This window comes from Collimonas sp. NPDC087041 (assembly GCF_044745265.1).
Classification (GTDB): domain Bacteria; phylum Pseudomonadota; class Gammaproteobacteria; order Burkholderiales; family Burkholderiaceae_D; genus Collimonas.
Window position 1 is genome coordinate 163,539 of sequence record NZ_JBIUZX010000002.1, and the last position, 23,541, is coordinate 187,079.

28 protein-coding genes are annotated in these 23,541 nt (G+C 57.0%); 2 read left to right on the plus strand and 26 right to left on the minus strand.

What is annotated here, in order from left to right:
* Positions 1 to 15: 15 nt before the first annotated feature.
* The 4 genes from ACIPF8_RS03830 to ACIPF8_RS03845 form a co-directional block, all read right to left on the minus strand.
* Complete coding sequence (locus ACIPF8_RS03830; protein ID WP_400417249.1) at positions 16 to 1,806, minus strand: acyl-CoA dehydrogenase C-terminal domain-containing protein; 1,791 nt, start codon at positions 1,804 to 1,806, stop codon at positions 16 to 18.
* A gap of 25 nt (positions 1,807 to 1,831) precedes the next feature.
* Positions 1,832 to 2,500: a TetR/AcrR family transcriptional regulator gene (locus ACIPF8_RS03835; RefSeq protein WP_400418173.1), complete on the minus strand. Its 669-nt coding sequence runs from the start codon at positions 2,498 to 2,500 to the stop codon at positions 1,832 to 1,834.
* A 322-nt stretch (positions 2,501 to 2,822) separates the two neighbouring features.
* Positions 2,823 to 3,245, minus strand: coding sequence for an RNA-binding S4 domain-containing protein (locus ACIPF8_RS03840; protein ID WP_400417251.1), 423 nt, complete (start codon positions 3,243 to 3,245; stop codon positions 2,823 to 2,825).
* Between the two features lie 22 nt (positions 3,246 to 3,267).
* Positions 3,268 to 4,035: a Nif3-like dinuclear metal center hexameric protein gene (locus ACIPF8_RS03845; RefSeq protein ID WP_400417253.1), complete on the minus strand. Its 768-nt coding sequence runs from the start codon at positions 4,033 to 4,035 to the stop codon at positions 3,268 to 3,270.
* A gap of 15 nt (positions 4,036 to 4,050) precedes the next feature.
* Between ACIPF8_RS03845 and ACIPF8_RS03850 the strand changes: the two genes are divergently transcribed.
* Both ACIPF8_RS03850 and ACIPF8_RS03855 read left to right on the plus strand, forming a co-directional pair.
* Positions 4,051 to 5,226 (plus strand): S1C family serine protease, encoded by a 1,176-nt coding sequence (locus ACIPF8_RS03850; protein ID WP_400417256.1) that lies wholly within the window; start codon positions 4,051 to 4,053, stop codon positions 5,224 to 5,226.
* 12 nt (positions 5,227 to 5,238) lie between these two features.
* The gene (locus ACIPF8_RS03855; RefSeq protein ID WP_400417259.1) at positions 5,239 to 5,925 is read left to right on the plus strand and encodes a DUF2461 domain-containing protein; all 687 of its coding nucleotides are present in this window, start codon (positions 5,239 to 5,241) and stop codon (positions 5,923 to 5,925) included.
* Positions 5,926 to 5,996: 71 nt separating this feature from the next.
* On the opposite strand, the gene ACIPF8_RS03860 is transcribed toward ACIPF8_RS03855, so the two are convergent.
* The 22 genes from ACIPF8_RS03860 to mlaD form a co-directional block, all read right to left on the minus strand.
* Positions 5,997 to 7,283, minus strand: a complete 1,287-nt coding sequence (locus ACIPF8_RS03860) for a M12 family metallo-peptidase (protein WP_400417262.1) — start codon at positions 7,281 to 7,283, stop codon at positions 5,997 to 5,999.
* A 760-nt stretch (positions 7,284 to 8,043) separates the two neighbouring features.
* The gene (gene tatC / locus ACIPF8_RS03865; RefSeq protein WP_400417265.1) at positions 8,044 to 8,811 is read right to left on the minus strand and encodes a twin-arginine translocase subunit TatC; all 768 of its coding nucleotides are present in this window, start codon (positions 8,809 to 8,811) and stop codon (positions 8,044 to 8,046) included.
* 90 nt (positions 8,812 to 8,901) lie between these two features.
* Positions 8,902 to 9,411 carry a Sec-independent protein translocase protein TatB gene (tatB, locus tag ACIPF8_RS03870; RefSeq protein ID WP_400417268.1) on the minus strand — a complete coding sequence of 170 codons (510 nt, stop codon included), beginning with the start codon at positions 9,409 to 9,411 and terminating at the stop codon, positions 8,902 to 8,904.
* A 57-nt stretch (positions 9,412 to 9,468) separates the two neighbouring features.
* Entirely contained in the window at positions 9,469 to 9,678 is a 210-nt protein-coding gene (gene tatA, locus ACIPF8_RS03875) for a Sec-independent protein translocase subunit TatA (protein WP_061532128.1), read from the minus strand.
* A gap of 101 nt (positions 9,679 to 9,779) precedes the next feature.
* The gene (locus tag ACIPF8_RS03880) at positions 9,780 to 10,151 is read right to left on the minus strand and encodes a histidine triad nucleotide-binding protein (RefSeq protein WP_400417271.1); all 372 of its coding nucleotides are present in this window, start codon (positions 10,149 to 10,151) and stop codon (positions 9,780 to 9,782) included.
* Positions 10,152 to 10,238: 87 nt separating this feature from the next.
* Positions 10,239 to 10,616, minus strand: a complete 378-nt coding sequence (locus ACIPF8_RS03885; RefSeq protein ID WP_400417274.1) for a phosphoribosyl-ATP diphosphatase — start codon at positions 10,614 to 10,616, stop codon at positions 10,239 to 10,241.
* 144 nt (positions 10,617 to 10,760) lie between these two features.
* On the minus strand, positions 10,761 to 11,156 hold the full coding sequence (hisI, locus tag ACIPF8_RS03890; RefSeq protein WP_061532126.1) for a phosphoribosyl-AMP cyclohydrolase: 396 nt from the start codon (positions 11,154 to 11,156) through the stop codon (positions 10,761 to 10,763).
* Positions 11,153 to 11,917 (minus strand): imidazole glycerol phosphate synthase subunit HisF, encoded by a 765-nt coding sequence (gene hisF, locus ACIPF8_RS03895; RefSeq protein WP_061532125.1) that lies wholly within the window; start codon positions 11,915 to 11,917, stop codon positions 11,153 to 11,155. The genes hisI and hisF overlap by 4 nt, the downstream gene beginning before the upstream one ends.
* The gene (gene hisA, locus ACIPF8_RS03900) at positions 11,914 to 12,738 is read right to left on the minus strand and encodes a 1-(5-phosphoribosyl)-5-[(5-phosphoribosylamino)methylideneamino]imidazole-4-carboxamide isomerase (RefSeq protein ID WP_400417277.1); all 825 of its coding nucleotides are present in this window, start codon (positions 12,736 to 12,738) and stop codon (positions 11,914 to 11,916) included. The genes hisF and hisA overlap by 4 nt, the downstream gene beginning before the upstream one ends.
* 98 nt (positions 12,739 to 12,836) lie before the next feature.
* Complete coding sequence (gene hisH / locus ACIPF8_RS03905) at positions 12,837 to 13,475, minus strand: imidazole glycerol phosphate synthase subunit HisH (protein WP_400417279.1); 639 nt, start codon at positions 13,473 to 13,475, stop codon at positions 12,837 to 12,839.
* 142 nt (positions 13,476 to 13,617) lie between these two features.
* Complete coding sequence (gene hisB, locus ACIPF8_RS03910) at positions 13,618 to 14,214, minus strand: imidazoleglycerol-phosphate dehydratase HisB (protein WP_061532123.1); 597 nt, start codon at positions 14,212 to 14,214, stop codon at positions 13,618 to 13,620.
* A gap of 248 nt (positions 14,215 to 14,462) precedes the next feature.
* On the minus strand, positions 14,463 to 15,251 hold the full coding sequence (locus ACIPF8_RS03915; RefSeq protein ID WP_400417282.1) for a DNA-methyltransferase: 789 nt from the start codon (positions 15,249 to 15,251) through the stop codon (positions 14,463 to 14,465).
* 19 nt (positions 15,252 to 15,270) lie between these two features.
* Positions 15,271 to 16,593, minus strand: coding sequence for a histidinol dehydrogenase (gene hisD, locus ACIPF8_RS03920; RefSeq protein ID WP_400417284.1), 1,323 nt, complete (start codon positions 16,591 to 16,593; stop codon positions 15,271 to 15,273).
* 65 nt (positions 16,594 to 16,658) lie between these two features.
* Positions 16,659 to 17,318 carry an ATP phosphoribosyltransferase gene (gene hisG / locus ACIPF8_RS03925; protein ID WP_400417287.1) on the minus strand — a complete coding sequence of 220 codons (660 nt, stop codon included), beginning with the start codon at positions 17,316 to 17,318 and terminating at the stop codon, positions 16,659 to 16,661.
* Positions 17,315 to 18,565 (minus strand): UDP-N-acetylglucosamine 1-carboxyvinyltransferase, encoded by a 1,251-nt coding sequence (murA, locus tag ACIPF8_RS03930; protein ID WP_400417290.1) that lies wholly within the window; start codon positions 18,563 to 18,565, stop codon positions 17,315 to 17,317. The genes hisG and murA overlap by 4 nt, the downstream gene beginning before the upstream one ends.
* A gap of 135 nt (positions 18,566 to 18,700) precedes the next feature.
* A complete protein-coding gene (locus tag ACIPF8_RS03935) occupies positions 18,701 to 18,937 on the minus strand; it encodes a BolA family protein (protein WP_400417293.1) in 237 nt (78 codons plus the stop codon).
* A gap of 91 nt (positions 18,938 to 19,028) precedes the next feature.
* Positions 19,029 to 19,784 carry an ABC transporter permease gene (locus tag ACIPF8_RS03940; protein ID WP_400418174.1) on the minus strand — a complete coding sequence of 252 codons (756 nt, stop codon included), beginning with the start codon at positions 19,782 to 19,784 and terminating at the stop codon, positions 19,029 to 19,031.
* Positions 19,784 to 20,737 carry an ABC transporter ATP-binding protein gene (locus tag ACIPF8_RS03945; RefSeq protein WP_400417296.1) on the minus strand — a complete coding sequence of 318 codons (954 nt, stop codon included), beginning with the start codon at positions 20,735 to 20,737 and terminating at the stop codon, positions 19,784 to 19,786. The genes ACIPF8_RS03940 and ACIPF8_RS03945 overlap by 1 nt, the downstream gene beginning before the upstream one ends.
* 188 nt (positions 20,738 to 20,925) lie before the next feature.
* Positions 20,926 to 21,231, minus strand: coding sequence for an STAS domain-containing protein (locus tag ACIPF8_RS03950; protein ID WP_400417299.1), 306 nt, complete (start codon positions 21,229 to 21,231; stop codon positions 20,926 to 20,928).
* 89 nt (positions 21,232 to 21,320) lie between these two features.
* Positions 21,321 to 21,950, minus strand: coding sequence for a phospholipid-binding protein MlaC (locus ACIPF8_RS03955; RefSeq protein ID WP_400417302.1), 630 nt, complete (start codon positions 21,948 to 21,950; stop codon positions 21,321 to 21,323).
* Between the two features lie 216 nt (positions 21,951 to 22,166).
* Entirely contained in the window at positions 22,167 to 22,901 is a 735-nt protein-coding gene (locus ACIPF8_RS03960) for a VacJ family lipoprotein (RefSeq protein WP_400417305.1), read from the minus strand.
* A complete protein-coding gene (gene mlaD, locus ACIPF8_RS03965) occupies positions 22,898 to 23,371 on the minus strand; it encodes an outer membrane lipid asymmetry maintenance protein MlaD (RefSeq protein ID WP_400417308.1) in 474 nt (157 codons plus the stop codon). Before mlaD ends, ACIPF8_RS03960 begins: the two co-directional genes overlap by 4 nt.
* Positions 23,372 to 23,541 lie beyond the last annotated feature (170 nt).

Sequence of the window (23,541 nt, forward strand, 5' to 3'; positions counted from 1 at the left end):
TTTAGAACAAATCCATTAGAACAAATCTGCTTCCAGCGCCATCAGGCTGCCCGAACCGGAACGTGCCTGACGAATCAACATTGCAGTTTCCGGCAGCAGGCGGGCGAAGTAGAAACGTGCGGTCGCCAGTTTGGAAACGTAGAACGTGTCGCCTGAATCTTGCTTGGCCAAAGCGATCTTTGCCATTTGCGCAAAGAAGTAGGCGTACACCAGATGGCCAACTACGCGCAGATAAGGCACTGCTGCTGCGCCGGCTTCGTCAGGATTCTGGAAAGCCTTCATGCCGATTTCCATGGTCAGCTTGCTGACCTTGTCGCCGAGGTCGGCCAGCGGCGTAATGAATTCCGACAGCGCTTCGTCGGCGCCGTTCTCTTCGATGAACGCCTGCACCTTGGCGCCGAATTTCTTCAGCTTGGCGCCGTTGTCCATCAACACCTTGCGGCCCAGCAGATCGAGCGACTGGATGGTGTTGGTGCCTTCGTAGATCATGTTGATGCGGGCATCGCGCACATATTGCTCCATGCCCCACTCGGCGATGAAACCGTGGCCGCCGTACACCTGCATACATTCCGATGTCGAAGTCCACGCATTGTCGGTAATGAAAGCCTTGACCACTGGTGTCAGCAGAGCGACTTCATCAGCGCAATCCTTGCGCACTTGCTCATCCGGGTGGTTCAGTTCCTTGTCCAGCTGCAGCGCCACGTAAGAACAGAAAGCGCGCGCGCCTTCAGCATACGCCTTTGCGGTCAACAGCATGCGACGCACGTCTGGATGGACGATGATCGGATCGGCTGGCCGGTCCGGCGCCTTGATGCCCGACAGGCTGCGCATCTGGATACGGTCTTTCGCATACACCAAAGCGTTTTGGTAAGCCACTTCAGTCAAACCCAGGCCTTGCATGCCGACGCCCAGGCGGGCGGCGTTCATGAACACGAACATCGCGTTCAAACCCTTGTGCGGAGCACCGATGAGCCAGCCGGTCGCGCCGTCCAGATTCATCTGGCAGGTCGAATTGCCGTGGATGCCCATTTTTTCTTCGATGGCGCCGCAAGTGATTGGATTGCGTGCACCCAGCGAACCATCTGCATTCGGCAGGAATTTCGGCACCAGGAACAGCGAGATGCCCTTGGAACCTTCCGGTGCGCCAGGCAGGCGCGCCAGCACCAGGTGGATGATGTTTTCCGACATGTCGTGCTCGCCGGCCGAAATGAAAATCTTGCTGCCGGTGATGCTGTAAGAACCGTCGGCTTGCGGCTCGGCTTTCGAGCGCAGCATGCCGAGGTCGGTGCCGCAATGCGATTCGGTCAGGCACATGGTGCCGGTCCATTCGCCGGAAACCAGTTTAGGCAGGTACAGCGCTTGCTGTTCCGGCGTACCGTGTGCGTGCAAGCACTCGTAGGCGCCGTGCGACAGGCCCGGGTACATGGTCCAGGCCTGGTTGGCCGAATTCATCATTTCGTAGAACGAATTGTTGATCACCAGCGGCAGGCCCTGGCCGCCGAATTCTGGATCACAGGAGAGCGCAGGCCAGCCGGCTTCAACGTACTGCTTGTAGGCTTCCTTGAAGCCTTTTGGTGCAGTGACGGTGTGCGTAGTCTTGTCGTGGTGGCAGCCTTCGCGGTCGCCGGAATGGTTCAGCGGGAACAATACCTGGGAGGTAAATTTCCCGCCCTCTTCCAGCACCTGATTGATGATGTCGGCATCGATCTCGGCATGCTTCGGCAATTGTTTCAACTCATCTTCTACATGCAGTAACTCGTGCATGACGAATTGCATATCCCGCAGTGGCGCGACGTATTGACCCATGGTGCTCTCCTGATGATTAAATTTTTCAAGCTGCCGTCTTGGCAGAGATTTTTTGATTCGTTTGCGTGGATTTCTTTGCCGCTGTAACCGGCTTGGAAACCTGCGCGGTATTGCGGTAACTGTCAATCAGGCGATCGAAGCCCTTTTGCGCACGTTCGACGCTGCCGACCTTCTTCAGGAAGCGAGCGTCGTGATGCAGCCCGAGAATCAGGCCGTACATTTCGTAGACCAGCTGATCGGCATCGGTATCGTCTCGCAGGTGACCTGCTTCAATGGCTTGCAACGCGCAGCGATGCAGCGCCTGCTGCCAGGTGCGCACCATGCTGACCAATTGCTCGCGGATTTCACCAGGACGGTCGTCGTATTCGACGGCGCCGCTGATGTAGATGCAACCCGAGGCGATTTCAATCGTCACCTGCCGGATCCAGCGCGCATACATGGCTTCCAGGCGTGGCAAGCCGCGTGCTTCCTTGATGCTGGGATAGAATACTTCCTGCTCGAATTGGCGGTGGTACAACTTCACCACTTCGATCTGCAGATCCTCACGCGAGCCGAAATGCGCGAACACGCCGGATTTGCTCATGTTCATTTTTTCGGCCAGCAGGCCAATCGTCAAACCTTCAAGGCCGTCACGGCTTGCCAGAGTAATGGCGACGTCGAGAATCGCTGCGCGCGTCATTTCGCCTTTACGCATGAATTTCGGCGGCGTGTCAGTGATCGGATGTGCCACGATAGTCCTGTCTCTGTCTGGTTGGTATTGGCGTTTGCTCGCTTGATGACAGCTGCCTGCAAGAATGCGAACGCTCGTACTATTATGCACCAGAATCAAAATGTCAAACAGCGACTTAGAGCGCAAGTTCTACCGAGAACTCATTCGAAATTTATTGCACGTCGGTTTACACCGCCAGGCGTCAGAATTGCTGGTCGCTGCGCGCTTGGAAAATCCTCTGGGCACTCTCACGCTACCCGGAAAAACAGGTGTATGCGATATCAAATTACCATCGAATTTGGGCGCATCAGGATTGCGCCTTGTCCAGCAAGCGGCGGTCGCGCTTGGTCGGCCGGCCCTTGATTTCGATGGTCGGCTCGCGGAAGAACTTGCGGTCTTCGGCGAGTTTTCCACGCAAGGCAACACTTTCCTCGGTTTCGCGGTAAAGCGTCTGTGCAATCGCCGCCGCACTGCGCGTATCGCTCAATAGCAGCACCTCGACTTCCCAGATGCCGGCGCCATTGTCGATCGCCAGCATGTCGCCGGCCTTCACATTGCGCGCCGGCTTGGTGCGTTCGTCGTTCAAGCGGACCTTGCCGTTATCGACGGCATCGCTGGCCAAGGTGCGGGTCTTGAAAAACCGCGCTGCCCAGAGCCATTTGTCGATGCGTACCGCGTCCACGGTCTTGCTCACTGCCTTGCCTGCCGTTTTGCTGACTGTTTTACTCATACGTTGATTTGCCGCTGCGCAATTACACAGGGTTGTCGATATCGATGAACTGGTGCTGTAAACCGAAATGCTCGGCCAGATGGCTGCCCAGCGCCTGAACGCCGTAACGCTCGGTCGCGTGATGCCCCGCCGCCAGGTAGGCGACGCCGCTTTCCCGCGCCAGATGCACGGTCGGTTCAGAGATTTCACCGCTGATAAATACGCCGGCTCCGGCCGCAATGGCGTCACCCAGCAGACTTTGGGCAGCGCCGGTACACCAGGCCACTTGCGCCAGCGGCTGATCCGGATCGCCGATCAGCACCGGAGTCCGCTGCAATTGGCGTTCGATCACCGTGGCCAGGTCGCCGACCGTACGCACCCCGGCATCGCTGACGTTGCCGAGCCAGCCCAGGTTGTCGTCACCGAAGCGACCAGTCGGCGTCAAGCCGAGTTGCTGCGCCAGTTGGACATTGTTGCCGAAGAGCGGATGCGCATCGAGCGGCAGGTGATAGGCGAACATATTGATGTCGTGCGTCAACAGCAACTTCAGGCGCTTGTATTTGGTGCCGATCACACGCGCATCCTCACCGCGCCAGAAATAACCGTGATGCACCAGGATTGCGTCGGCACCGCTGTCCAGCGCGGCTTCCAGCAACGCCTGGCTGGCGGTGACGCCCGTCACCAGCCGGCTAATTTCAGTGCGTCCTTCCACCTGCAAGCCATTTGGGCAATAATCTCGGAACTGTGTAATATTTAATGCTTCGGCAAGATATTTTGCCAGTTCGGTGCGATTTACCGACTTTTGACTCATTTAAAGACTCCCACTATGCGACGTTTCTGGCTGTTATTTGCGCAAACCGTAACCATCGGTTTAGCGATCTGGTTCATTGTAACGACCTTGAAGCCCGACTGGGCAACCGGATCGCTGACAAGCTCGCCTCTGCATATCGCGGCATCGAAGGTGCCGTTGCAGGAGGTGGCGCCAGGAACGCCGACACCAGGCTCCTACCGTGACGCCTCGCATCGGGCGATGCCATCGGTGGTGAACATCTTCACCAGCAAGGATGCCAAGCCGAGCACTCCGCCGCAGGTACTGGAAGACCCGCTGCTCAGAAAATTCTTCGGCGACCGCGGCGACGACTCGGATGACAAGCAATCCAGCCTTGGCTCGGGCGTGGTGGTCAGTTCGCAAGGCTACATCCTGACCAATAATCATGTGATTGAATCAGCGGATGAAATCGAAGTGGCTTTGGCCGACGGCCGCACCGCAACTGCCAAAGTGGTTGGCGCAGATCCGGAAACCGATCTGGCCGTGATCAAGATCGATCTGCCGAACCTGCCTGCGATCACGCTCGGTCACGCCGACCAGGCCAGCGTCGGCGATGTGGTGCTGGCGATCGGCAATCCATTCGGCGTCGGCCAGACCGTGACCATGGGGATCATTTCCGCGCTTGGCCGCAACCATCTCGGCATCAATACATTCGAGAACTTCATCCAGACCGATGCCGCGATCAACCCCGGCAACTCCGGCGGCGCGCTGGTCGACACCAACGGCAACCTGCTCGGCATCAACACCGCGATCTATTCACGCACCGGCGGCTCGCTCGGGATCGGCTTTGCGATTCCGATGACAACTGCCAAGACCGTGATGGAATCAATCATCAATACCGGCCACGTAGTGCGCGGCTACCTCGGCGTCGAGCCGCAGGACATCACGCCGGAACTGGCGGAAAGCTTTGGCCTGACCCGCAAGACCGGCGCCATCATTGCCGGCGTGCTGAAAAACGGCCCGGCCGACAAGGCAGGCCTGAAGCCGGGCGACATCCTGGTTGCCGTCGAAGGCAAGCCGATTGCCGACACCACCGACATGATGAATCAGATCGCCCAACTGCAGCCTGGCACCAAGGCCAAGCTGACCGTATTGCGCAAGACGCAGGAATCAACGCTGGAAGCGGTCATCGGCAAACGGCCGCCGGTGAAACGCCAGGCTGAGTCGGAATAAGGGAACAACGCAATGCACGTACGCGACCTCACGCAATACCTTGCCGAACTATCGGAAAACAACAACCGCGCCTGGTTCGTCATGAACAAGCCGCGTTACGATATCCTGCGCGCCGAGTTCCTCGAACTGGTGGTCCGCCTGATTGCGGAAATCAGCAAGTTCGATCCCGCAATCGCCAGCTGCAATCCAAAGAAGGCGCTGTTCCGGATCAATCGCGACATGCGCTTTTCGCACGACAAGAGCCCATACAAGACGCACTTCTCGGCATCCATCACGGCCAGCGGCCTGAAGAAGCCAAGCCAGGGTGGTGGGCCGTCGTATTACTTCCATATCGACGCTAGCGGCACCCTGCTGGTCGCGGGCGGCGAGTACATGCCGCCATCGGATCGGCTGCGCGCGATTCGCCGCCACATCGTTGATGACGCCAGCGGTTTCGGCAAGCTGCTGAAAAACAAGAAACTGATGGGAACTTACGGCGACCTGCAAACGGAAGGCCAACTGACGCGCCCACCCAAGGGCTTCGATGCGGACCTGCCGCACATCGAATACATCAAGCTGAAAAATTTCATCGTCTGGAAAGAACAGCCCTTGAAGAAAATGCTGTCCGATGCCCTGGAAAAAGAACTGGTGACCAGCTTCAAGGATGCGTTTCCGCTGGTCAGCTGGCTAAGGCAGATCAAAACCCCGATCACAGAGTAAGCCCGAGCGGCGGCTTTGCCGCTCAGGCTTCAACGCCGAACATCTACAGTTCCAGTGCGCCCCAATCGCCGTTAAGGATAAAAATTTTCAACAATCTCGCGGCGCTCATTGATGCGGCGAACAGCGTCGTGATATTGCGCTGTACCCATAGGCAGACCCTGATAGGTTCGATTGGGATTTGACCAGTAGTCTAAGCGCGGGCAGCCGCCGGTGCAGTTATAAGACATGATGGTACGGAATTTGGGATTGGCGACTTGCTGGCGATATCCATGCCGGTAAGAAGGCGTTGGAATTGCATTTCCCTCCTCCCAATTATGTTGCAGGCCGATGTTATGCCCCATTTCATGCGGTAGCGATTTCGCGTCGAGGCAACTATAGTTCACGACTGAGAATGCATTGGCCTTGGTTGCATTAAGATAGCCCGTCCCGCAAGCCCCACTGGTAGCAAGAATCATGACCACCAGGTCCGCCCGATATAAATCTCGTGCCTGCGCAACCGGAGCCCCGAGCCCCGAATCAGTCAGATCCCTGATCTGGCCAAGCATGTCGGTTTGCTCACCGCTCTCGTTATAGTTCTGATCGACCACGGCGGCAAGTTCGAATGTGATGTCAGCCCCACTGCTGGCGTTGGCCTGATTGGCCACAGTTAATGCCTGCGTAATGCTGGCGTTTAAGTTCGGGTCCTCAGCCCTGGCTTGATTCGTGGTCACAATCATCACGCGTATGGTACTGTGGGCCGCCGTAATCCGGCCCGCCGTGCTCTCCTGGCCAGGCGCCCCGCTCAAGATCGGTTTCGCCTCAGGCAGAAATTTGGACTCATCCATCTTGATGATCACATGCCTGCCGTTTTCCAGGGCTTTGAGACTGTATAACTGGCCATCGACCCTTAAGGTCCCGGTCAGTTTACTGCCGTCGCGTACAAACGTCGCATTATTGAGTGGATCGAAGTCCACCTCATTGGGCCATTTATAACGGTCTTTTCTGTTGGACGGTGCATCGCCGCTCCAAACCAACAAGCCACCGTTTGTGGATTCAAATTTGCGCTGACGAAACGTGGCGGTCTTGTTGTCGGCAATCGGTACCGTAATTTCCTGCATGGTTTTCTCGATGACGGATGACCGGACGCTAACCAGACGCAGCTCCGCGCTGGTCGGCTCGGACAGCATCTTGGCAAGCCGACCGAAGGCTTGCGCCTGCATCTTTTGGCGCTGGACAACAGGTTCAAGAGAGAACAACTGATTGCTCTGATCCGCATGCGCCGGGACTATGGCGGCAAACGAGGCGGTGACAAGCAGGGCAACCACCGGCTTGAGCGTAAATCGTAAATCTTCATCTGACAGTGACCGAAAAATTTTCATGATGATTTTCCAATGATGTTATCCACGATGAATGCAAATTTTTAAAAATTTCACATTCAAGGAATTGGCATTTGATTTGAGAGCACTCAAAAAAATGCGCCTGTCAGTGGCGATAAATTTGAACATCGGATGTGCAACTTGAAGTTTCCAATATCGCAACACTGTGCTTTCGATACTAGTTGTTGGGAGTCGCAAATCCAATAAGGAATGATCTCGAATCCACGTGTTTAAGATGCGTGCTGTAGTCGATCTGATGGGGGAATAGGCGTGCAGAGACAGGCTTTCTAGCCTGATTCGAAATTGCATCGGAACGCACCATGGTTGCTGGCGCCTGGGACAGATAAGCATCGGCGAAGGCCGATGCAGTCATCCATATTGGATACAGGCCGTTTAGTCCGCAACCATTAGGGCCTGTTAACCTTTAATTTAGGAGATGCGTTCAAGTCAAAACGTGTGATGGCAAGGCGCGTGGCGCAGTTGGGGCTGGTGCCCCAACAAGCCATGCAACGCGGCCAACGCACGTTTTGACTTGAACCCTTCGGGAACGGCTGCAGGCGTCGCATGCCGTTGTTGCTTCTCCTTGCCGTAGCACCACTACGTCGCGTCGTCGCGCCTAGGCACGCAACGCCTGCCGCGCGTTCGCACTCCTAAATTAAAGGTTAACAGGCCCTAGCGAAAATTGATACTGGATACGGTGGCCAATGAGCTATCGGGCCGCCGGTTTATTGAGATGGATCTCGATTGAGGCAGGATGAAATGGTTAGATCGTTTCTTCCGATTCGGCCGGTGCCTGCGTCGCCTTGACGAACAGCGGCGCGAACAGCAGGCCAACTTCGTACAGCAGGCACAACGGCACTGCCAGCAGCATCTGGCTCATGATGTCGGGCGGCGTTACCACTGCCGCCACCACGAACGCGCCGACGATTACGTAGGGGCGGATCGACTTCAATTTTTCCAGTGAAACCAGGCCCATGCGCACCAGCACGATCACTACGATCGGCACCTCAAAGGTCATGCCGAAGGCGATGAACATGGTCATCACGAAATCGAAGTAGTTGTCGATATCCGGCGTCACCGAAATCGACGCCGGCGCCACCTTGTTGATGAAGTGGAAAATCACGCCGAACACCAGGTAATAACAGAAGGCGACACCGGCGATGAACAGGATGGAGGAAGACACTACCAGTGGCGCGATGAGTTTCTTTTCATGCGCGTACAAACCCGGCGCGATGAACGCCCACAACTGGTATAGCACCCAAGGCAGGGCAATGACGAAGGCGACCAGCAAGGTCACCTTGACCGGGATCAGGAATGGCGTGATGACGCCGGTGGCAATCATCTTGCTGCCGTGCGGCAGGGCGCTCAGCATAGGCGCCGCCAGGAAGTCATAAATATTCGACGACCATGGCATCAGGCACAGGAACACCACGATAATCGCGATCGCGGCCTTCATGATGCGATTCCGCAATTCCACTAGATGTGAAATGAACGTCTCTTCGACGCCGCCGATTTTCTGTTCTTCAGTCATGTGAGCAAGGTGTGTTGCAAGCAGGCGAGATTGCCGATGCGCCCGCGGCTATCGATGACAAGCCGTTACGGGCGGAGATGAAGCTCGGGTTCATGAAAAGAATGAACCGGAAGCCTTGCCTTGACTGGCAGGGCGATACTTGGCAACGCGGGCGGCGCCCGACAGTACGCTGGCCCGATAGCCATTCTGTTGCTTGTACCAGGCTGGGATGGCGCTGCTGCGCGCCAGCTTTTTCTTGCGAAAACTCTTGGCCTTGATGGCCAGCTGCTCGACCTTCAGGTGATCCGCCGTGCTATCGTTGCTGCCGGCTTCGAGATTGTCGTCCCATGCCGCATGCAGGGAACGCTTGGTATCGGAAACGCTTTTGGAAATGCTTTGCTCGATATCGCTGGCCGCCTCCTGCACGTCCTGCTGCATCTTGCGCAATTCTTCCAGCTCGATCTCGCGGCTGACTTCCGATTTCACTTCATTGATATAGCGCTGGGCGCGGCCGAACAACGACCCCGCCATGCGCGCCACGGTCGGCAGTTTTTCGGGGCCGACCACAATCAGTGCGACGACGCCTATCAGCGCGAGTTTAGTAAGACCAATATCGATCATGGGAGCGTAGCGGCCGAGGTTCGGTCAAGCCGGCACGACAGCGCCGGCGTATCCGACTCAGTTACCGGACTTGTCCTTTTCTTTGGCTGTCACGTCGATAGCGGCCTTGTCCGCTTCGGACTTTTCTTCTTCGCCCTTGACGCCATCCTTGAAGCCCTTGACCGCCTTGCCCAGGTCGGAACCCATATTGCCGATTTTCTTGGTGCCAAATACCAACATCACGATGACCAGCACAATCAGCCAATGCCAAATACTGAACGAACCCATTTTTTTCTCCTCGCCGGACACCGTGTGCCCCAGCCTGTTAAGTCAAGTTAGCTGCCAATTCCTTACATCCATCGGCAGTATTCATATCCGTCTAAACACTATCAGCGCTGCCCGCGCCATGGCCGCGGACCGCCAATGACGTGCATGTGCAAATGGTACACCTCCTGGCCGCCGTCGGGTCCGACGTTGAACAGCGTCTTGTAGCCCCCGCTGGCTTCGCCCTGTGCATCGAGCTGGTAGCCGCAGCCCTGCTCTTGCGCCAGGCGCGGCGCCAGGAGCGCCATTTTACCCAGGAGTGCGGCGTGCTGCTCGGTGCAATCGGCCAAGGTCGGGATATGTTCCTTCGGCACGATCAACAGATGCACCGGCGCCGCCGGGTTGATATCGTGAAAGGCGATCAGATCGTCGTCTTCGTAAACCAGTTTCGACGGAATTTGTTTTGCTGCAATTTTGCAAAAAATGCAATTTTCCAAATTATCTCCCAACTTCACACTATTGAACGATTCACCGGCAGTACTGTATGTTACCCGGAGTAGGATTTTCTGAAAGGGGAATTTGACTCAGATTTTGTCCTGGCCGGACTCCTGCTGTTCGCCCGCAGTCAATTTGCGGCTGGCTTTTTCCTCGATCCCGGACAAGCCTTCGCGCCGCGCCAGCTCATTCAACACGTCTTGCGGCGTCAGGTTGAACTGGGCCAGCAGGACCATCGAATGGAACCACAGGTCGGCGCATTCATACAGCACGTGCGAGACATCGCCATCGACCCGCGCATCCTTGGCGGCCATCACGGTTTCGGTGGCTTCTTCGCCGATTTTCTTGAGGATCGCGTCGTCCCCCTTGGCGAACAGGCGCGCCACATAGGAGGTTTCCGGATTGCCACCGTTGGCTGGCTTGCGCGACTCGATGACGGCCGCCAGACGCTGTAAGGTATCGCTCATGATTGCTTCAAATCCGCTCTGTTATCGCCATCCGTCATTCCCGCGCACACGGGAATCCAACTTGATGACCGTAAAATGGATCCCCGCATTCGCGGGGACGACGCTAGCCATGGCCAAATTCAATGGCTACATGGGTTCAGTCGGTCATTTATAAATTTCGTCCGGCTCTTTCAATACCGGATCGACAGCTTCCCAGCTCTTGCTGTCGCTCTCGTATTTCTGGAAGAAGCAGGAATGACGTCCAGTATGGCAAGCGATATCGCCGGCCTGGGTCACTTTCAGCAAGACCACGTCTTCGTCGCAGTCGAGACGGATTTCATGGACTTTCTGCACGTGGCCGGATTCCTCGCCCTTGTGCCACAGCTTCTTGCGCGAGCGGCTCCAGTACACAGCCTCGCCCAACGCCACGGTCTTGGCCAGCGCATCGCGATTCATCCACGCGAACATCAATACGTCGTTGGATCCGACTTCCTGGGCGATCACCGGCACCAGGCCGTGTTCATCCCATCTGACCTTGTTTAACCAACTTACGCTGCTCATGCTAGCCTCATCGGAATCTGCTGTGCCGCCATGAACTGCTTGGCTTCCTGCACAGTGTGTTGACCATAGTGAAAAATACTCGCAGCCAGCACCGCATCGGCGCGGCCAATCTTGATGCCGTCGGCCAGGTCCTGCAAACCGCCGACGCCGCCGGAGGCAATCACCGGGATCGTCACGGCGTTCGATACGCTGCTGGTCAAGGCGAGGTCGAAGCCGACTTTGGTGCCGTCGCGGTCCATGCTGGTGAGCAGGATTTCGCCCGCCCCCAGTTGTTCCATCTTTTGCGCCCATTCGATCGCATCGAGACCGGTAGCCTTGCGGCCGCCATGCGTGAACACTTCCCACTTGCCGGGCGCGACCTGCTTGGCGTCGATAGCAACCACGATGCATTGCGAACCGTATTTGGCGGCGGCATCGGCCACCAGTTGCGGATTGGTGACGGCGGAAGTGTTGATGCCGACCTTGTCAGCGCCGGCATTCAGCAAGCGGCGCACATCCTCGACCGCACGCACACCGCCACCCACCGTCAGCGGGATGAAGACCTGCGATGCGACTGCTTCAATGATCGGCAGGATCAGGTCGCGGTTATCGGACGATGCGGTGATGTCGAGGAAAGTGATTTCATCGGCGCCCTGCTCGTCGTAGCGGCGTGCGATCTCAACCGGATCGCCGGCGTCGCGCAGTTCAAGAAAATTGACGCCCTTGACGACGCGGCCATTGGTCACGTCCAGGCAAGGGATGATACGTTTGGCGAGGCTCATGGCTTGTCAGCGTCGGGCTGCTCCGAGATATCTTCATTGCCGGCGAGGTTGCTGAGTTGATCGCTCAATTCATCGGCGCGGTCTTGCGCCGAACGCAAATCGAGCGTGCCTTCATAAATCGAGCGGCCGCAAATCACTGCCTCGATGCCTTCATCCTGCACCGCGCACAGATCTTCGACATCCTTGACGTTGTGCACGCCGCCGGACGCGATTACCGGGATCGTCATGCTTTGCGCCAGCTTGACGGTGGCTTCGATGTTGACGCCGCCCATCATGCCGTCGCGGCCGATGTCGGTGTAGACGATCGAGGCGCAACCGTAGTCTTCGAATTTCTGGGCCAGGTCGATCACTTCGTGACCGGACAATTTGCTCCAGCCGTCAGTCGCCACCTTGCCATCCTTGGCATCCAGGCCGACGATGATCTGGCCCGGGAACGCGCTGCAGGCATCCTGCAGGAAACCGGGATTCTTGACCGCGGCAGTGCCGATGATGATGTAGCTGAGGCCGTCGTCGAGATAGCGTTCGATGGTGTCGAGGTCGCGAATGCCGCCACCAAGCTGCACCGGGATTTCTTCAACGCCGTTGGCCAGCGCGAATTCACGCACCGCCTTGATGATGGCCTTGACCGCCGGTTCATTCTTCGGCTTGCCGGCAAAGGCGCCGTTGAGGTCGACCAGATGCAGGCGTCGCGCGCCTTGTGCCAGCCAATGGCGGGCCATTTCACCCGGATCGTCGGAAAACACAGTGGCTTGGTCCATATCGCCTTGTTTCAGGCGTACGCAGTGACCGTCTTTGAGGTCGATGGCAGGTATCAGCAGCATGGCTACAGTAGTGTTAGGTCAGTTAAAAATCTGATTGATTGGGAACGGCATCATTCGCCACGCTGCGGTGGCTCGTAAATTCTGTGTTGCAAATTGCGTCAGGGTTGCCATTGCACAAAATTCTTGTACAACTGCAAACCGGCGGAAGCGCTCTTCTCCGGATGGAACTGTGTCGCGAAAATATTATCACGACCAACCGCGCAGCTAAACGCAGCGCCGTAATCGGTCTCGCCGAAGGTATGCGCAGCGTCGGCCGGCACGGCGTAATAGCTGTGGACGAAATAAAAATAAGCATCGTCGGCCACGCCATTCCAGAGCGGGTGAGACTGCGCCTGATGCACGCGGTTCCAACCCATCTGCGGCACCTTGAAACGCGAACCGTCTTCCTGCAGCTTGCCATCCAGGCGGAAACGTACGACTTTGCCGGGCAACAGGCCGAGGCCGGCGGTATCACCTTCCTCGCTCACGTCGAACAGCATCTGTTCACCCACGCACACGCCCAGCAGCGGCTTGTTGCGCGCCGCGGCCAGCAACTCTTCTTGCAGGCCGGATTCACGCAGGGAGCGCATGCAATCCGGCATGGCGCCCTGGCCCGGCAAAACCAGGCGATCGGCTGCCCGGATATCGGCAATCGTACCGGAAATACGAACATCGGCTTCCGGCGCTACCTGACGCAGGGCTTGCGCCACCGAGCGCAAGTTACCCATGCCATAGTCAACCACTACAATTTTGTTCATGATAAGGATTCAATTTCGCCAATCAACGTTGCGATATCGACAGCGGCATCACCGACGAGAACATGCGACAACCAGATTGGCGTTAGCGGATTAAAGCGACGCGTAATTAAAGATCAACTGCGTAATAATCAACTGCCGATGCTTAAAGACTGCCTTTGGTCGAAGGAATCGTGCCGGCGGAACGCGGATCAAGCTCGGAAGCCATCCGCAACGCCCGGCCGAAGGCCTTGAATACGGTTTCGCATTGATGGTGGGCGTTTTCGCCGCGCAGGTTATCGATGTGCAATGACACCAGTGCGTGATTGACGAAGCCCTGGAAAAATTCGTGGGTGAGGTCGACGTCGAAGCCGCCGATCATGGCGCGCTTGAACGGTACGTGGAATTCGAGTCCGGGACGGCCGGAGAAATCAATGACGACGCGCGACAACGCTTCGTCCAGCGGCACGTAGGCATGGCCGTAACGGCGAATGCCTTTCTTATCGCCGATGGCTTGGGCAAATGCTTGCCCAAGGGTAATGCCGACGTCTTCCACCGTGTGGTGGGCGTCGATATGCAGGTCGCCGTTGGCTTCAATATCCAGGTCGATCAGGCCATGTCGCGCGATTTGATCCAGCATATGATCCAGGAACGGCACGCCGGTGTTCAGTTTTTGCTGGCCGGTGCCATCCAGATTGATCGCGACGCGAATTTGCGTCTCGTTGGTATTGCGGGTAATCGCTGCAGTTCTAGGCGTAGACATGTTGAAGTTGAGACCAAAGTTACAAGGCAAATGACGCAGAAAGTAAGGTAAATTCAGCGTCGAGAAGGTTAGTGTACTAAATTATTTGAAGCTTCGACTTGGGATCGATATTTGTTACGCTTCTCCGTTATCGAAGCCTGACCGCTGCGGCCTTGTGAGTCGCACCGCCATTTTACCGACATTTTCATGTTTTCCCGCTAATACGAGCCCCGATAATCGGTATCGCTGTTGCTATTTGGCGCAAACGCTCAGGCCAATGCCCGTTCACCGGGTTGTTCGCCATCCAGTTGCGCCAGCCGTTGCTCGATGAGCGCGCAATATTCCGAATTCAATTCAAAGCCTACAAAGTTACGGCCACAGCGCCGTGCCGCGACCGCAGTGGTGCCGCTACCCATGAACGGATCGAGTACGATGCCGCCCGGTGGGCAAGAAGCCTTGATCATGCGTTCGACGATTTCCAGCGGCTTTTGGGTTGGATGGTCGGCCCGCTCGCGGTGTTCGCGATGCAGACGGGAAACACTCCACACGTCCTTCGGGTTGTAGCCCAGTTCCAGCCACTTGGCGCCGACGAAAATCGAGCGCGAACGGGCTTTCTTGGTTTCGGCGTCGTAGGGAATCCGAATCGCATCGAGATCGAAATAATAATCCTTGGCGCCGGCAAAAAAACCGATGGTGTCATGCACCGACGAAAAGCGCCGCGTGCCGCCACCCATCGATGGCACCCGGCGGTCCCAGATGATTTCGTTGATCATGGTCATGCGCTGCTTCAGCATGACGAAAATTTCGGGGGAGAAGCGCCAGGTCAAAAAGATATACAAGCTGCCGTTCGACTTCAGCTTCGGCAGCGCGGCGTCGATCCATGTCTCGGTCCAGCGCAGGTAGGCAGCGGTATCGAGCTTGTCGGAATCGTTGCCATAGTCCTTGCCCAGACCGTACGGCGGGTCAGCCAGCAACAGATCGACCGAGCCGTCCGGAATGCGCTGCAAACCTTGCAGCGCATCTTCGCGAAAGACCCGGTTGAGCCAGTCGCCGCTCATGCCTGTGCAGTCGTTACCATCACGGCGCATCTTTCAAACGATATTCTGCAGAACGCGCATGCGCCTGCAAACCCTCGCCATAGGCCAGTTCAGCGGCGATCTTGCCAAGCGTTTGCGCGCCGGCTTCGCTGATGTTGATGATGCTCGAGCGCTTCTGGAAATCGTAGACGCCAAGCGGCGACGAGAAACGCGCGGTGCGCGAAGTCGGCAGCACGTGGTTCGGACCCGCACAGTAATCGCCCAGCGATTCCGACGAAAAACGCCCGAGGAACATGGCGCCGGCATGACGGATGCGATCGGCCCAGTGCTGCGGATTTTCGGTCGAGATTTCCAGATGCTCGGCGGCGATCAGGTTGGCGATCTCGCAAGCCTGTTCCATGTCGCGCACCTTGACCAGCGCGCCGCGATTGGTCAGCGAAGTACGGATCACTTCATGGCGCGGCATCAACGGCAGTTGGCGGTTGATGCTGGCTTCGACCGCAGCGATATAGTCGGCATCGGGACACAGCAGGATCGACTGCGCCAGTTCGTCGTGCTCGGCTTGTGAAAACAGGTCCATCGCGATCCAGTCGGGATCGGTAGTGCCGTCGCACAGCACCAGGATTTCCGACGGTCCGGCAATCATGTCGATGCCGACCGTGCCGAATACGCGGCGCTTGGCGGCGGCAACATAGGCATTGCCGGGGCCGACGATCTTGTCGACTTGCGGAATGGTCGCGGTGCCGTAGGCCAGTGCGGCTACCGCCTGCGCGCCGCCAATGGTGAACACGCGGTCAACGCCGGCGATGGCCGCAGCGGCCAGCACCAATGGGTTCTTGACGCCATCCGGGGTCGGCACCACCATGATGACTTCCTGCACGCCGGCGACCTTGGCCGGGATCGCATTCATCAATACCGATGATGGATAAGCAGCCTTGCCGCCTGGGACATAGATGCCGACGCGATCCAGCGGCGTAACTTTCTGGCCGAGCACGGTGCCGTCTGCTTCCGTGTAGGTAAAGCCATCCGAGCCGCATTCCCGCTTTTGGCGCTCATGATAAGCGCGCACCCGGTCGGCGGCAGTCTGCAATGCATGACGACGTTGCGGCGACAACTGCGCCAGCGCAGCCTGCAACTCTTGCTGACCGATTTCCAGCAGCCCAACGTCGTCAGCGCTGAGACGATCAAAGCGATTGGTGTACTCCAGCACGGCGGCGTCGCCACGTATCTTGACGTCGGCCAGGATCTTGGCCACGGCCTGCTCGATTGCCTCGTCTTCGCTCGCCTCGAACGCCAGGACGGCGCTCAGCTGCGCGCGAAAATCCGGCTGTTCGGCATCGAGTTTTCTGATTGCTATGCTCATGTTGCTTCCAATTTACTAAATGACAGAGCCGGTCTGCCAAGCCACGGCTGGAGCCGGGCTACGAATCATGCCGCCGCCGATTGCGCCGATGCCTTTTCAAATGCATCCAGGATCGGCTGCAAGCGTTCGCGCTTGAGTTTCAACGCCGCCTGGTTCACCACCAGCCGCGACGAAATATCCATGATGTGTTCGACTTCAACCAGATTATTGGCGCGCAAGGTGCCGCCGGTGCTGACCAAATCGACAATCGCATCGGCCAGGCCGACCAGCGGCGCCAATTCCATCGAACCATACAATTTGATCAGGTCAACGTGCATCCCCTTGCGGGCAAAATGCTCGCGCGCGGTCAGCAGGTATTTGGTGGCGACGCGCAAGCGCGCGCCTTGGCGGATCGCGCTGGCGTAGTCGAAACCGGCCGATACCGCGACCGACATGCGGCACTTGGCGATTTCCAGATCGATCGGTTGATACAGGCCTTCGCCGCCATGTTCCAGCAGCACGTCCTTGCCGGCCACGCCGAAATCGGCAGCGCCGTATTGCACGTAGGTCGGCACATCGGAAGCGCGCACGATGATCACATTGACCAGCGGATCGTTGGTTGGCAGGATCAGTTTGCGCGAGGTTTCCGGATCTTCGGTAACGACGATGCCTGCGGCCTTCAGCAACGGCAAAGTCTCTTCGAAGATGCGGCCCTTGGACAGGGCCAGCGTCAGTTTCTGGCTCATTTGACTCTTTCGATCTTGGCGCCGACCGCCGACAGCTTGCGTTCCATCTGGTCGTAACCGCGATCCAGGTGATAGATGCGTTCGATCAGGGTTTCGCCCTGTGCGACCAGGCCGGCAATCACCAGCGACGCCGAAGCGCGCAGGTCGGTTGCCATCACTGGCGCGCCGACCAGTTTGTCGACACCCTTGATGATGGCGGTATTGCCCTGCACATCGATGGCGGCGCCGAGGCGGTTCATTTCCTGCACATGCATGAAACGGTTCTCAAAGATAGTTTCGGTGACGTGGCTGGTGCCGTCGGCAATGCTGTTCAAAGCCATGAACTGCGCTTGCATGTCGGTCGGGAAACCCGGGTATTCGGTGGTGCGGAAACTGACTGCCTTCGGCCGTGCGGCCATTTGCACGCGGATCCAGTCGTCGCCGGAAGTCAGGATCACGCCGGCTTCGCGCAGCTTGTCGAGTGCGGCATCGAGGATGTGGCTGCGGGTGTTCTTCAGCATGACGTCGCCGCCGGTGGCTGCCACAGCGCACAGGAAAGTACCTGTTTCGATACGGTCGGCGATCACGGCATGTTCAGCGCCATGCAATTTTTCCACGCCCTGGATCACCAGGCGGTCGGTACCGATGCCTTCGATCTTGGCGCCCATCGCTACCAGCAGATTGGCCAGGTCAGTCACTTCCGGTTCACGTGCAGCGTTTTCCAGCACGGTTTCGCCGTCGGCCAGCGTTGCCGCCATCAGCAGGTTTTCAGTGCCGGTGACGGTAATCATGTCGGTCACCACGCGGGTGCCCTTCAACTTCTTGGCCTTGGCGTGGATATAGCCGGCTTCGATCGTGATCTCGGCGCCCATCGCTTGCAAACCCTTGATGTGCTGGTCAACCGGACGCGAACCGATGGCGCAGCCGCCCGGCAACGATACCCGTGCTTCGCCGAAGCGGGCCAGTAACGGACCCAGCACCAGGATCGAGGCGCGCATGGTCTGCACCAATTCGTAAGGCGCTTCCAGGCTGCTGATGGCATCGCCTTGCAGCATCACGAAATGACCGTCCTGGGTGGCCTTCAAACCCAATTGGCGCAGCAGCTTCAGCATGGTCGACACATCGTGCAGGTTCGGCACGTTCGACAACTGCAATTGATCGGAGGTCAGCAGGCCGGCGCACAGAATCGGCAGCGCGGCATTCTTGGCGCCGGAGATAGTGATTTCACCGGAAAGGCGGTTGCCGCCTTGTATCAATAATTTATCCATTCTTGCTTCTCGCTGTAATTTAAACGTTGTATCCGGAACGCATTTGATTCATATCCGTGAGATGCGTTCTGGTCTGCGACGCGTGGGCAAAAGAACCTGCCCACCCTACTCATTAGGTTGGTACGTAAATTGATACTAGGCTTGGTACTCTTCCGGCGTCAGCGTCTTCATCGACAACGCGTGGATTTCTTCGCGCATGCGATCGCCCAATGCCGCGTAGACGATCTGATGACGTTGGATCGGACGCTTGCCGGCAAACGCCGCCGAAACGATCACTGCCTTGAAATGCTGGCCATCGCCTTCCACTTCCAGGTGCGAACACTCAAGGCCGGCGGCTATATAACTTTTAACTAAATCTGGTGTAGGGAACATGGCAGTTTCTGACTTAATGACGTAATTTGTTTGTGTAACTCATTGGAGCGACTTGACGAAGCAACTTGGTGACGCAGCTTAGTGACGCAACTTAGTGACGCAACTTGTAACCGCGCTTCAGCATCTGCACCGCTAGCGTTGACAGCAATGCCAGCGCCACGCAAATGATTGCCAGGCTGACCAGCGGATTGACGTCCGACTGTCCGAAAAACCCATAGCGGAAGCCGTCAATCATATAAAAAAACGGGTTCAGATGCGACACGGCTTGCCAAAACGGCGGCAACGAATGGATGGAATAGAACACCCCGGCGAGGAAAGTCGCCGGCATGATCAGGAAGTTCTGGAAGGCCGCCAGCTGGTCGAACTTGTCGGCCCAGATCCCGGCGATCAAACCCATAGTGCCCAGCAGCGCCGCGCCCAGCACCGCAAAAATCACGATCCACCACGGCGCCACGAACGACAGGTCGGTAAACCAGACGGTAATCGCCAATACGCCCAGGCCGACCGCAACACCACGCACCACCGATGCGAGCACGTAACCGCCGTACAGCTCCCAGTGCGACAACGGCGGCAACAGGACGAACACCAGATTGCCGGTCATTTTCGACTGTGTCAACGATGACGAGGTATTGGCGAAGGCATTTTGCAACACGCTCATCATGACCAGGCCGGGAATCAGGAATGAGGTGTATTGCACGCCAGGATAAACCTGGACGTGATCCTTGAGCGTATGGCCGAAAATCAGCAGGTACAGCATGGCGGTCAGGATCGGCGCGCAAATGGTTTGCGTCGCCACTTTCCAGAAGCGCAATACTTCCTTGTAAAACAGAGTTTGGAAACCCACCATCATTTGACACCGCCCGCATTGTATTCATCGGCAAACACATTGAAGCCGCCGGAACTGACCTTGCTGTCCATGATCTGCAGGAACACATCCTCCAGGTCAGCCTGTTGCAGCTGCATGTCTTCAATCACCGCACCGGCGTGGCGCAAGGCGCCGAGGATAGGTTCGACATCGGCGTACTCGTTGACCCGTAGCGCAAATTTGCCGCCATCCGCATGCAATACCAGATGCTGCAGCGAAGCCGGCAGGCTGCCGCTCGACAACTGCACCAGCAACTGCGAACCGGCGATGCGCTTGATCAGCGCGGAGGTCGAATCGAGCGCCACCACTTGCCCCAGCTTCAGCATGGCGATGCGGTTGCATTGTTCTTGCGCTTCTTCCAGGTAGTGCGTGGTCAGCACCACGGTGTGGCCTTCACGATTCAGCCGTGAAATGAATTTCCACAAGGTCTGGCGCAGTTCGACGTCGACACCGGCAGTCGGCTCGTCGAGCACGATCACCGGCGGCTTGTGCACCAGCGCCTGTGCCACCAGAACACGCCGCTTCATGCCGCCGGACAGCGCGCGCATGTTGGTGTCGGCCTTGTTGGTCAGGTCGAGGTTTTCCATGACCTCGTCGATCCACTTGTCGTTGTTCTTCAGACCGTAATAGCCGGACTGCATGCGCAATGTCTCGCGCACCGTAAAGAACGGATCGAACACCAGTTCCTGCGGCACCACGCCGAGATTGCGGCGCGCAGCGCGGTAATCGCTGACGACATCGTGGCCGTGGATCGTGACGTTGCCGGAATCGGGACGATTCAGGCCGGCGATGATCGAGATCAAGGTAGTCTTGCCGGCGCCGTTGGGGCCGAGCAAACCGAAGAATTCGCCTTCTTCGATGGTCAACGAAACGCCGCCCAATGCCTGCAGGGACTGATAACGTTTCTTGACGTTGGTGATTTGAATGGCCGCCATAGTGCCTTGGTAAATGCTCTCAAATTGGGTCGCCGCAACATTATCAATTAAGCATCAGAATCGTTTTGGATTCGGACGCCTTGACATGCTGCCTGGTGGCGTAACCCTTGATTATATTGGATTTTTGCTGCAGAGGCCGGGCAACAGCGACAAACCCGGCAAGCTATTGGGGAAGAAAAAGAGAGAGGTCAATGATGTTGCGTTTTTGCCTGTGTACTGGCGGCAACCACTACAGTTGCAGGCGACAACAATTCCGTCACGCCGTACAGGTCGATCAGGCTTTCCAGATTGGCTGGCAAGCTGGAGAAATGCAGGGAGTGCCCTTGGTTCAGGGCGGCACATTGCCATGCCAGCAATGTCGCGACGGCGGCCGAATCGACCGCCACCACGTCGCTCAGATCGATCTCTGTCTCGCCACCGGCGATCGCGCGCAAGCCCTCTTCCAGAGTGACTTTGGCGTTACCGACAGTAAGCGAGTGAGAAGGCCTGAACATGATAGTCAATCAACAAATTTCATAAAACATCTAATCGGCTGGATGAGCGGCCGGCCACACTGCGATGACCGGCATGCTCCGTCCTGCAATTACTTGCCGTTCTTGGCAGCGCGTGACTTGTTCTTGTCACTCAGCACCTTGATCAAGCCATCGATGCCGGACTTGCCGATTTCGGTAGCGAAAGTGCCCTTGTATGATTCAACGAGCCAAGCGCCCAATACGTTGACATCATAAATTTTCCAGCCCGTGGCGATTTTTTCCATACGGTAATTCAACTGGATCGGCTCGCGGCCCGGCTGGATCACTTGCGAACGCACTTCGACGTCGGTATCGGATGGATCGCCGCGCATTGGCTTGAAATCGATCTTCTGATCGCGCACCTGCGACAGGGCGCCGGAATATGTGTAGATCAGCAAGCTGCGGAACTGCGCAATCAATTGCTTTTGCTGGTCAGGCGTGGCGTCACGCCAGTAGCGGCCGGCTGCCAATGCCGTCATCCGATCGAAATCGACGTACGGAATGATCTTTTCTTCAACCAGCGCCAGGATGCGTTGCTGGTTGCCGCCCTGAACGCTTTTATCCGCCTTGGCGGTATCCAGGACGTCTTGGCTGATGCGTTTCACCAGGGCATCAGGCGCTTCTTGCGCGCTGGCTGTAGCGCTGAACAACAGGCTACCGACAGTCAGCGACAAAGCCAGGTATTTTTTCAGAATATTCATATATTTTTAACAATCCCAATATTTGTTGGAGGACGCTTAAGGCGCTGTTGCAGATAGGTCCTAAGACGGCAATTTCAATACCCGGTTCCTACGCCCTATGTTACAAATTGTAGAGCAAAGCTCAAAAGCCGCCACGCCACGGCAAATCATGCCGTACCAACTGATTAAGCAAGAAACATGGAGTTGCCGGTCAAGCCGGCAACACAAACCGCAAAATTAGTCGTCCGACTTGCTTTTGCCTGGCTTATCCGTCGCGTCGTTGTCATCGTCGCTCTTGATCTGGCTCTGGCGGCGTTGGGTGTAAGCGTCGCGTACAAACTGATACTTGTCGAGCGCGGCATCTTCCAGCAAATCGCCTGCATCCAGCAGACCAGCGCGTTTGTCGATCAGACGCACCACCGAACCGGTATTGCGCCAGCGCACCGGATATTTGTAAGACCACAGATCGCCATAGAAATCCACCGGCAAGGCGGCGGTATCGCGAATGTTGGACGGGCCAAATAACGGCAGCACCAGATATGGACCTGCTCCTATGCCCCATTTGCCGAGAGTCTGGCCGAAATCCCTGCTGTCCTTCTGCAAACCGGCTTCCGAGCCGATATCGAGCACGCCGCCCAGACCGAGTGTGGTGTTGACCGCGACACGCATGACGTTGGTCGTGCCGGACTCGACATTTCCCTGCAGGAAGCCGTTGACCGAACTCCAGACATCGCCAAGATTGCCGAAGAAGTTGTGGATACCGGTTTGCACAAAGCTTGGCAGCCACGAGCGGTAAGCAGTAGCCACCGGCTTCAGCGCAACCTTGTCCAGCGTATCGTTAAAGCTGAACATCGCACGGTTGAAACCCTCCAGCGGGTCTTGCGGATTGCTGTTGCCGGTATTGCCGGTGGTGGCGCAGCCGCTCAGCGCTGCAACCATCGCCAGGGAACCGAGGCGCATTGTCATTTTCATTGTTCGCTATCCTTTACGTCCGCAGCCTTGCTGTACAAGAACTGACTGATCAGGTTCTCCAGCACGATTGCGGATTGTGTCAATTTAATATTATCGCCAGCAACCAGGTTCTTAGGGTCGCCGCCTGGCTCGATGCCGATGTATTGCTCGCCCAGCAAACCTGCCGTCAGGATCTTGGCCGAGCTATCTTTTGGAAACTTGTACCGGTCATCCATATTCAAGGTCACTACCGCCTGGAAGCTCTTGTCGTCGAAATTGATCGAGGCGACACGGCCTACCACGACGCCGGCGCTACGGACCGAAGCCCGCACCTTCAAGCCGCCGATATTGTCGAACTTGGTAGTTACCGGATAGGTTGCATTGAAAGATGAACTGCTCAGATTACCTGCCTTCAATGCCAAAAAGGCCAGGGCCAGCACGCCGATCAACACAAACATACCTACCCATACGTCTACAGTTTTTTGTTGCATGATTCATCACCTTAAAAATACAACCCGAGGCATTGAGTCAGTCCAGACATACTGCCATAGCTGGCGCCGAATACCCGGCGATTGACTGAACAATCTCAAGAAAATAGTAACGAGAAGTAAAACGATCTGCTACAAACAGCAGCGGCTCCGCCAATCCGGGCCATGCGCCG

Excerpts from the sequence above, each read along its gene's own strand:
- hisG (WP_400417287.1), bottom strand. The coding sequence starts at position 17,318 with ATGAGCCAGAAACTGACGCTGGCCCTGTCCAAGGGCCGCATCTTCGAA.
- ACIPF8_RS03860 (WP_400417262.1), bottom strand. The coding sequence starts at position 7,283 with ATGAAAATTTTTCGGTCACTGTCAGATGAAGATTTACGATTTACGCTC.
- ACIPF8_RS03830 (WP_400417249.1), bottom strand. The coding sequence starts at position 1,806 with ATGGGTCAATACGTCGCGCCACTGCGGGATATGCAATTCGTCATGCAC.
- ACIPF8_RS03840 (WP_400417251.1), bottom strand. The coding sequence starts at position 3,245 with ATGAGTAAAACAGTCAGCAAAACGGCAGGCAAGGCAGTGAGCAAGACC.
- ACIPF8_RS03835 (WP_400418173.1), bottom strand. The coding sequence starts at position 2,500 with ATGCGTAAAGGCGAAATGACGCGCGCAGCGATTCTCGACGTCGCCATT.
- tatC (WP_400417265.1), bottom strand. The coding sequence starts at position 8,811 with ATGACTGAAGAACAGAAAATCGGCGGCGTCGAAGAGACGTTCATTTCA.
- tatA (WP_061532128.1), bottom strand. The coding sequence starts at position 9,678 with ATGGGTTCGTTCAGTATTTGGCATTGGCTGATTGTGCTGGTCATCGTG.
- hisI (WP_061532126.1), bottom strand. The coding sequence starts at position 11,156 with ATGAGCAGCGTAAGTTGGTTAAACAAGGTCAGATGGGATGAACACGGC.
- ACIPF8_RS03940 (WP_400418174.1), bottom strand. The coding sequence starts at position 19,784 with ATGGTGGGTTTCCAAACTCTGTTTTACAAGGAAGTATTGCGCTTCTGG.
- tatB (WP_400417268.1), bottom strand. The coding sequence starts at position 9,411 with ATGATCGATATTGGTCTTACTAAACTCGCGCTGATAGGCGTCGTCGCA.
- mlaD (WP_400417308.1), bottom strand. The coding sequence starts at position 23,371 with ATGCAACAAAAAACTGTAGACGTATGGGTAGGTATGTTTGTGTTGATC.
- hisD (WP_400417284.1), bottom strand. The coding sequence starts at position 16,593 with ATGAGCATAGCAATCAGAAAACTCGATGCCGAACAGCCGGATTTTCGC.
- ACIPF8_RS03885 (WP_400417274.1), bottom strand. The coding sequence starts at position 10,616 with ATGAGCGATACCTTACAGCGTCTGGCGGCCGTCATCGAGTCGCGCAAG.
- ACIPF8_RS03945 (WP_400417296.1), bottom strand. The coding sequence starts at position 20,737 with ATGGCGGCCATTCAAATCACCAACGTCAAGAAACGTTATCAGTCCCTG.
- murA (WP_400417290.1), bottom strand. The coding sequence starts at position 18,565 with ATGGATAAATTATTGATACAAGGCGGCAACCGCCTTTCCGGTGAAATC.
- hisH (WP_400417279.1), bottom strand. The coding sequence starts at position 13,475 with ATGAACAAAATTGTAGTGGTTGACTATGGCATGGGTAACTTGCGCTCG.
- ACIPF8_RS03950 (WP_400417299.1), bottom strand. The coding sequence starts at position 21,231 with ATGTTCAGGCCTTCTCACTCGCTTACTGTCGGTAACGCCAAAGTCACT.
- ACIPF8_RS03960 (WP_400417305.1), bottom strand. The coding sequence starts at position 22,901 with ATGAAAATGACAATGCGCCTCGGTTCCCTGGCGATGGTTGCAGCGCTG.
- ACIPF8_RS03955 (WP_400417302.1), bottom strand. The coding sequence starts at position 21,950 with ATGAATATTCTGAAAAAATACCTGGCTTTGTCGCTGACTGTCGGTAGC.
- ACIPF8_RS03935 (WP_400417293.1), bottom strand. The coding sequence starts at position 18,937 with ATGTTCCCTACACCAGATTTAGTTAAAAGTTATATAGCCGCCGGCCTT.
- hisA (WP_400417277.1), bottom strand. The coding sequence starts at position 12,738 with ATGCTGCTGATACCTGCCATCGACCTCAAAGACGGTCACTGCGTACGC.
- ACIPF8_RS03850 (WP_400417256.1), top strand. The coding sequence starts at position 4,051 with ATGCGACGTTTCTGGCTGTTATTTGCGCAAACCGTAACCATCGGTTTA.
- ACIPF8_RS03855 (WP_400417259.1), top strand. The coding sequence starts at position 5,239 with ATGCACGTACGCGACCTCACGCAATACCTTGCCGAACTATCGGAAAAC.
- ACIPF8_RS03915 (WP_400417282.1), bottom strand. The coding sequence starts at position 15,251 with ATGAGCGGCGACTGGCTCAACCGGGTCTTTCGCGAAGATGCGCTGCAA.
- hisF (WP_061532125.1), bottom strand. The coding sequence starts at position 11,917 with ATGAGCCTCGCCAAACGTATCATCCCTTGCCTGGACGTGACCAATGGC.
- hisB (WP_061532123.1), bottom strand. The coding sequence starts at position 14,214 with ATGTCTACGCCTAGAACTGCAGCGATTACCCGCAATACCAACGAGACG.
- ACIPF8_RS03845 (WP_400417253.1), bottom strand. The coding sequence starts at position 4,035 with ATGAGTCAAAAGTCGGTAAATCGCACCGAACTGGCAAAATATCTTGCC.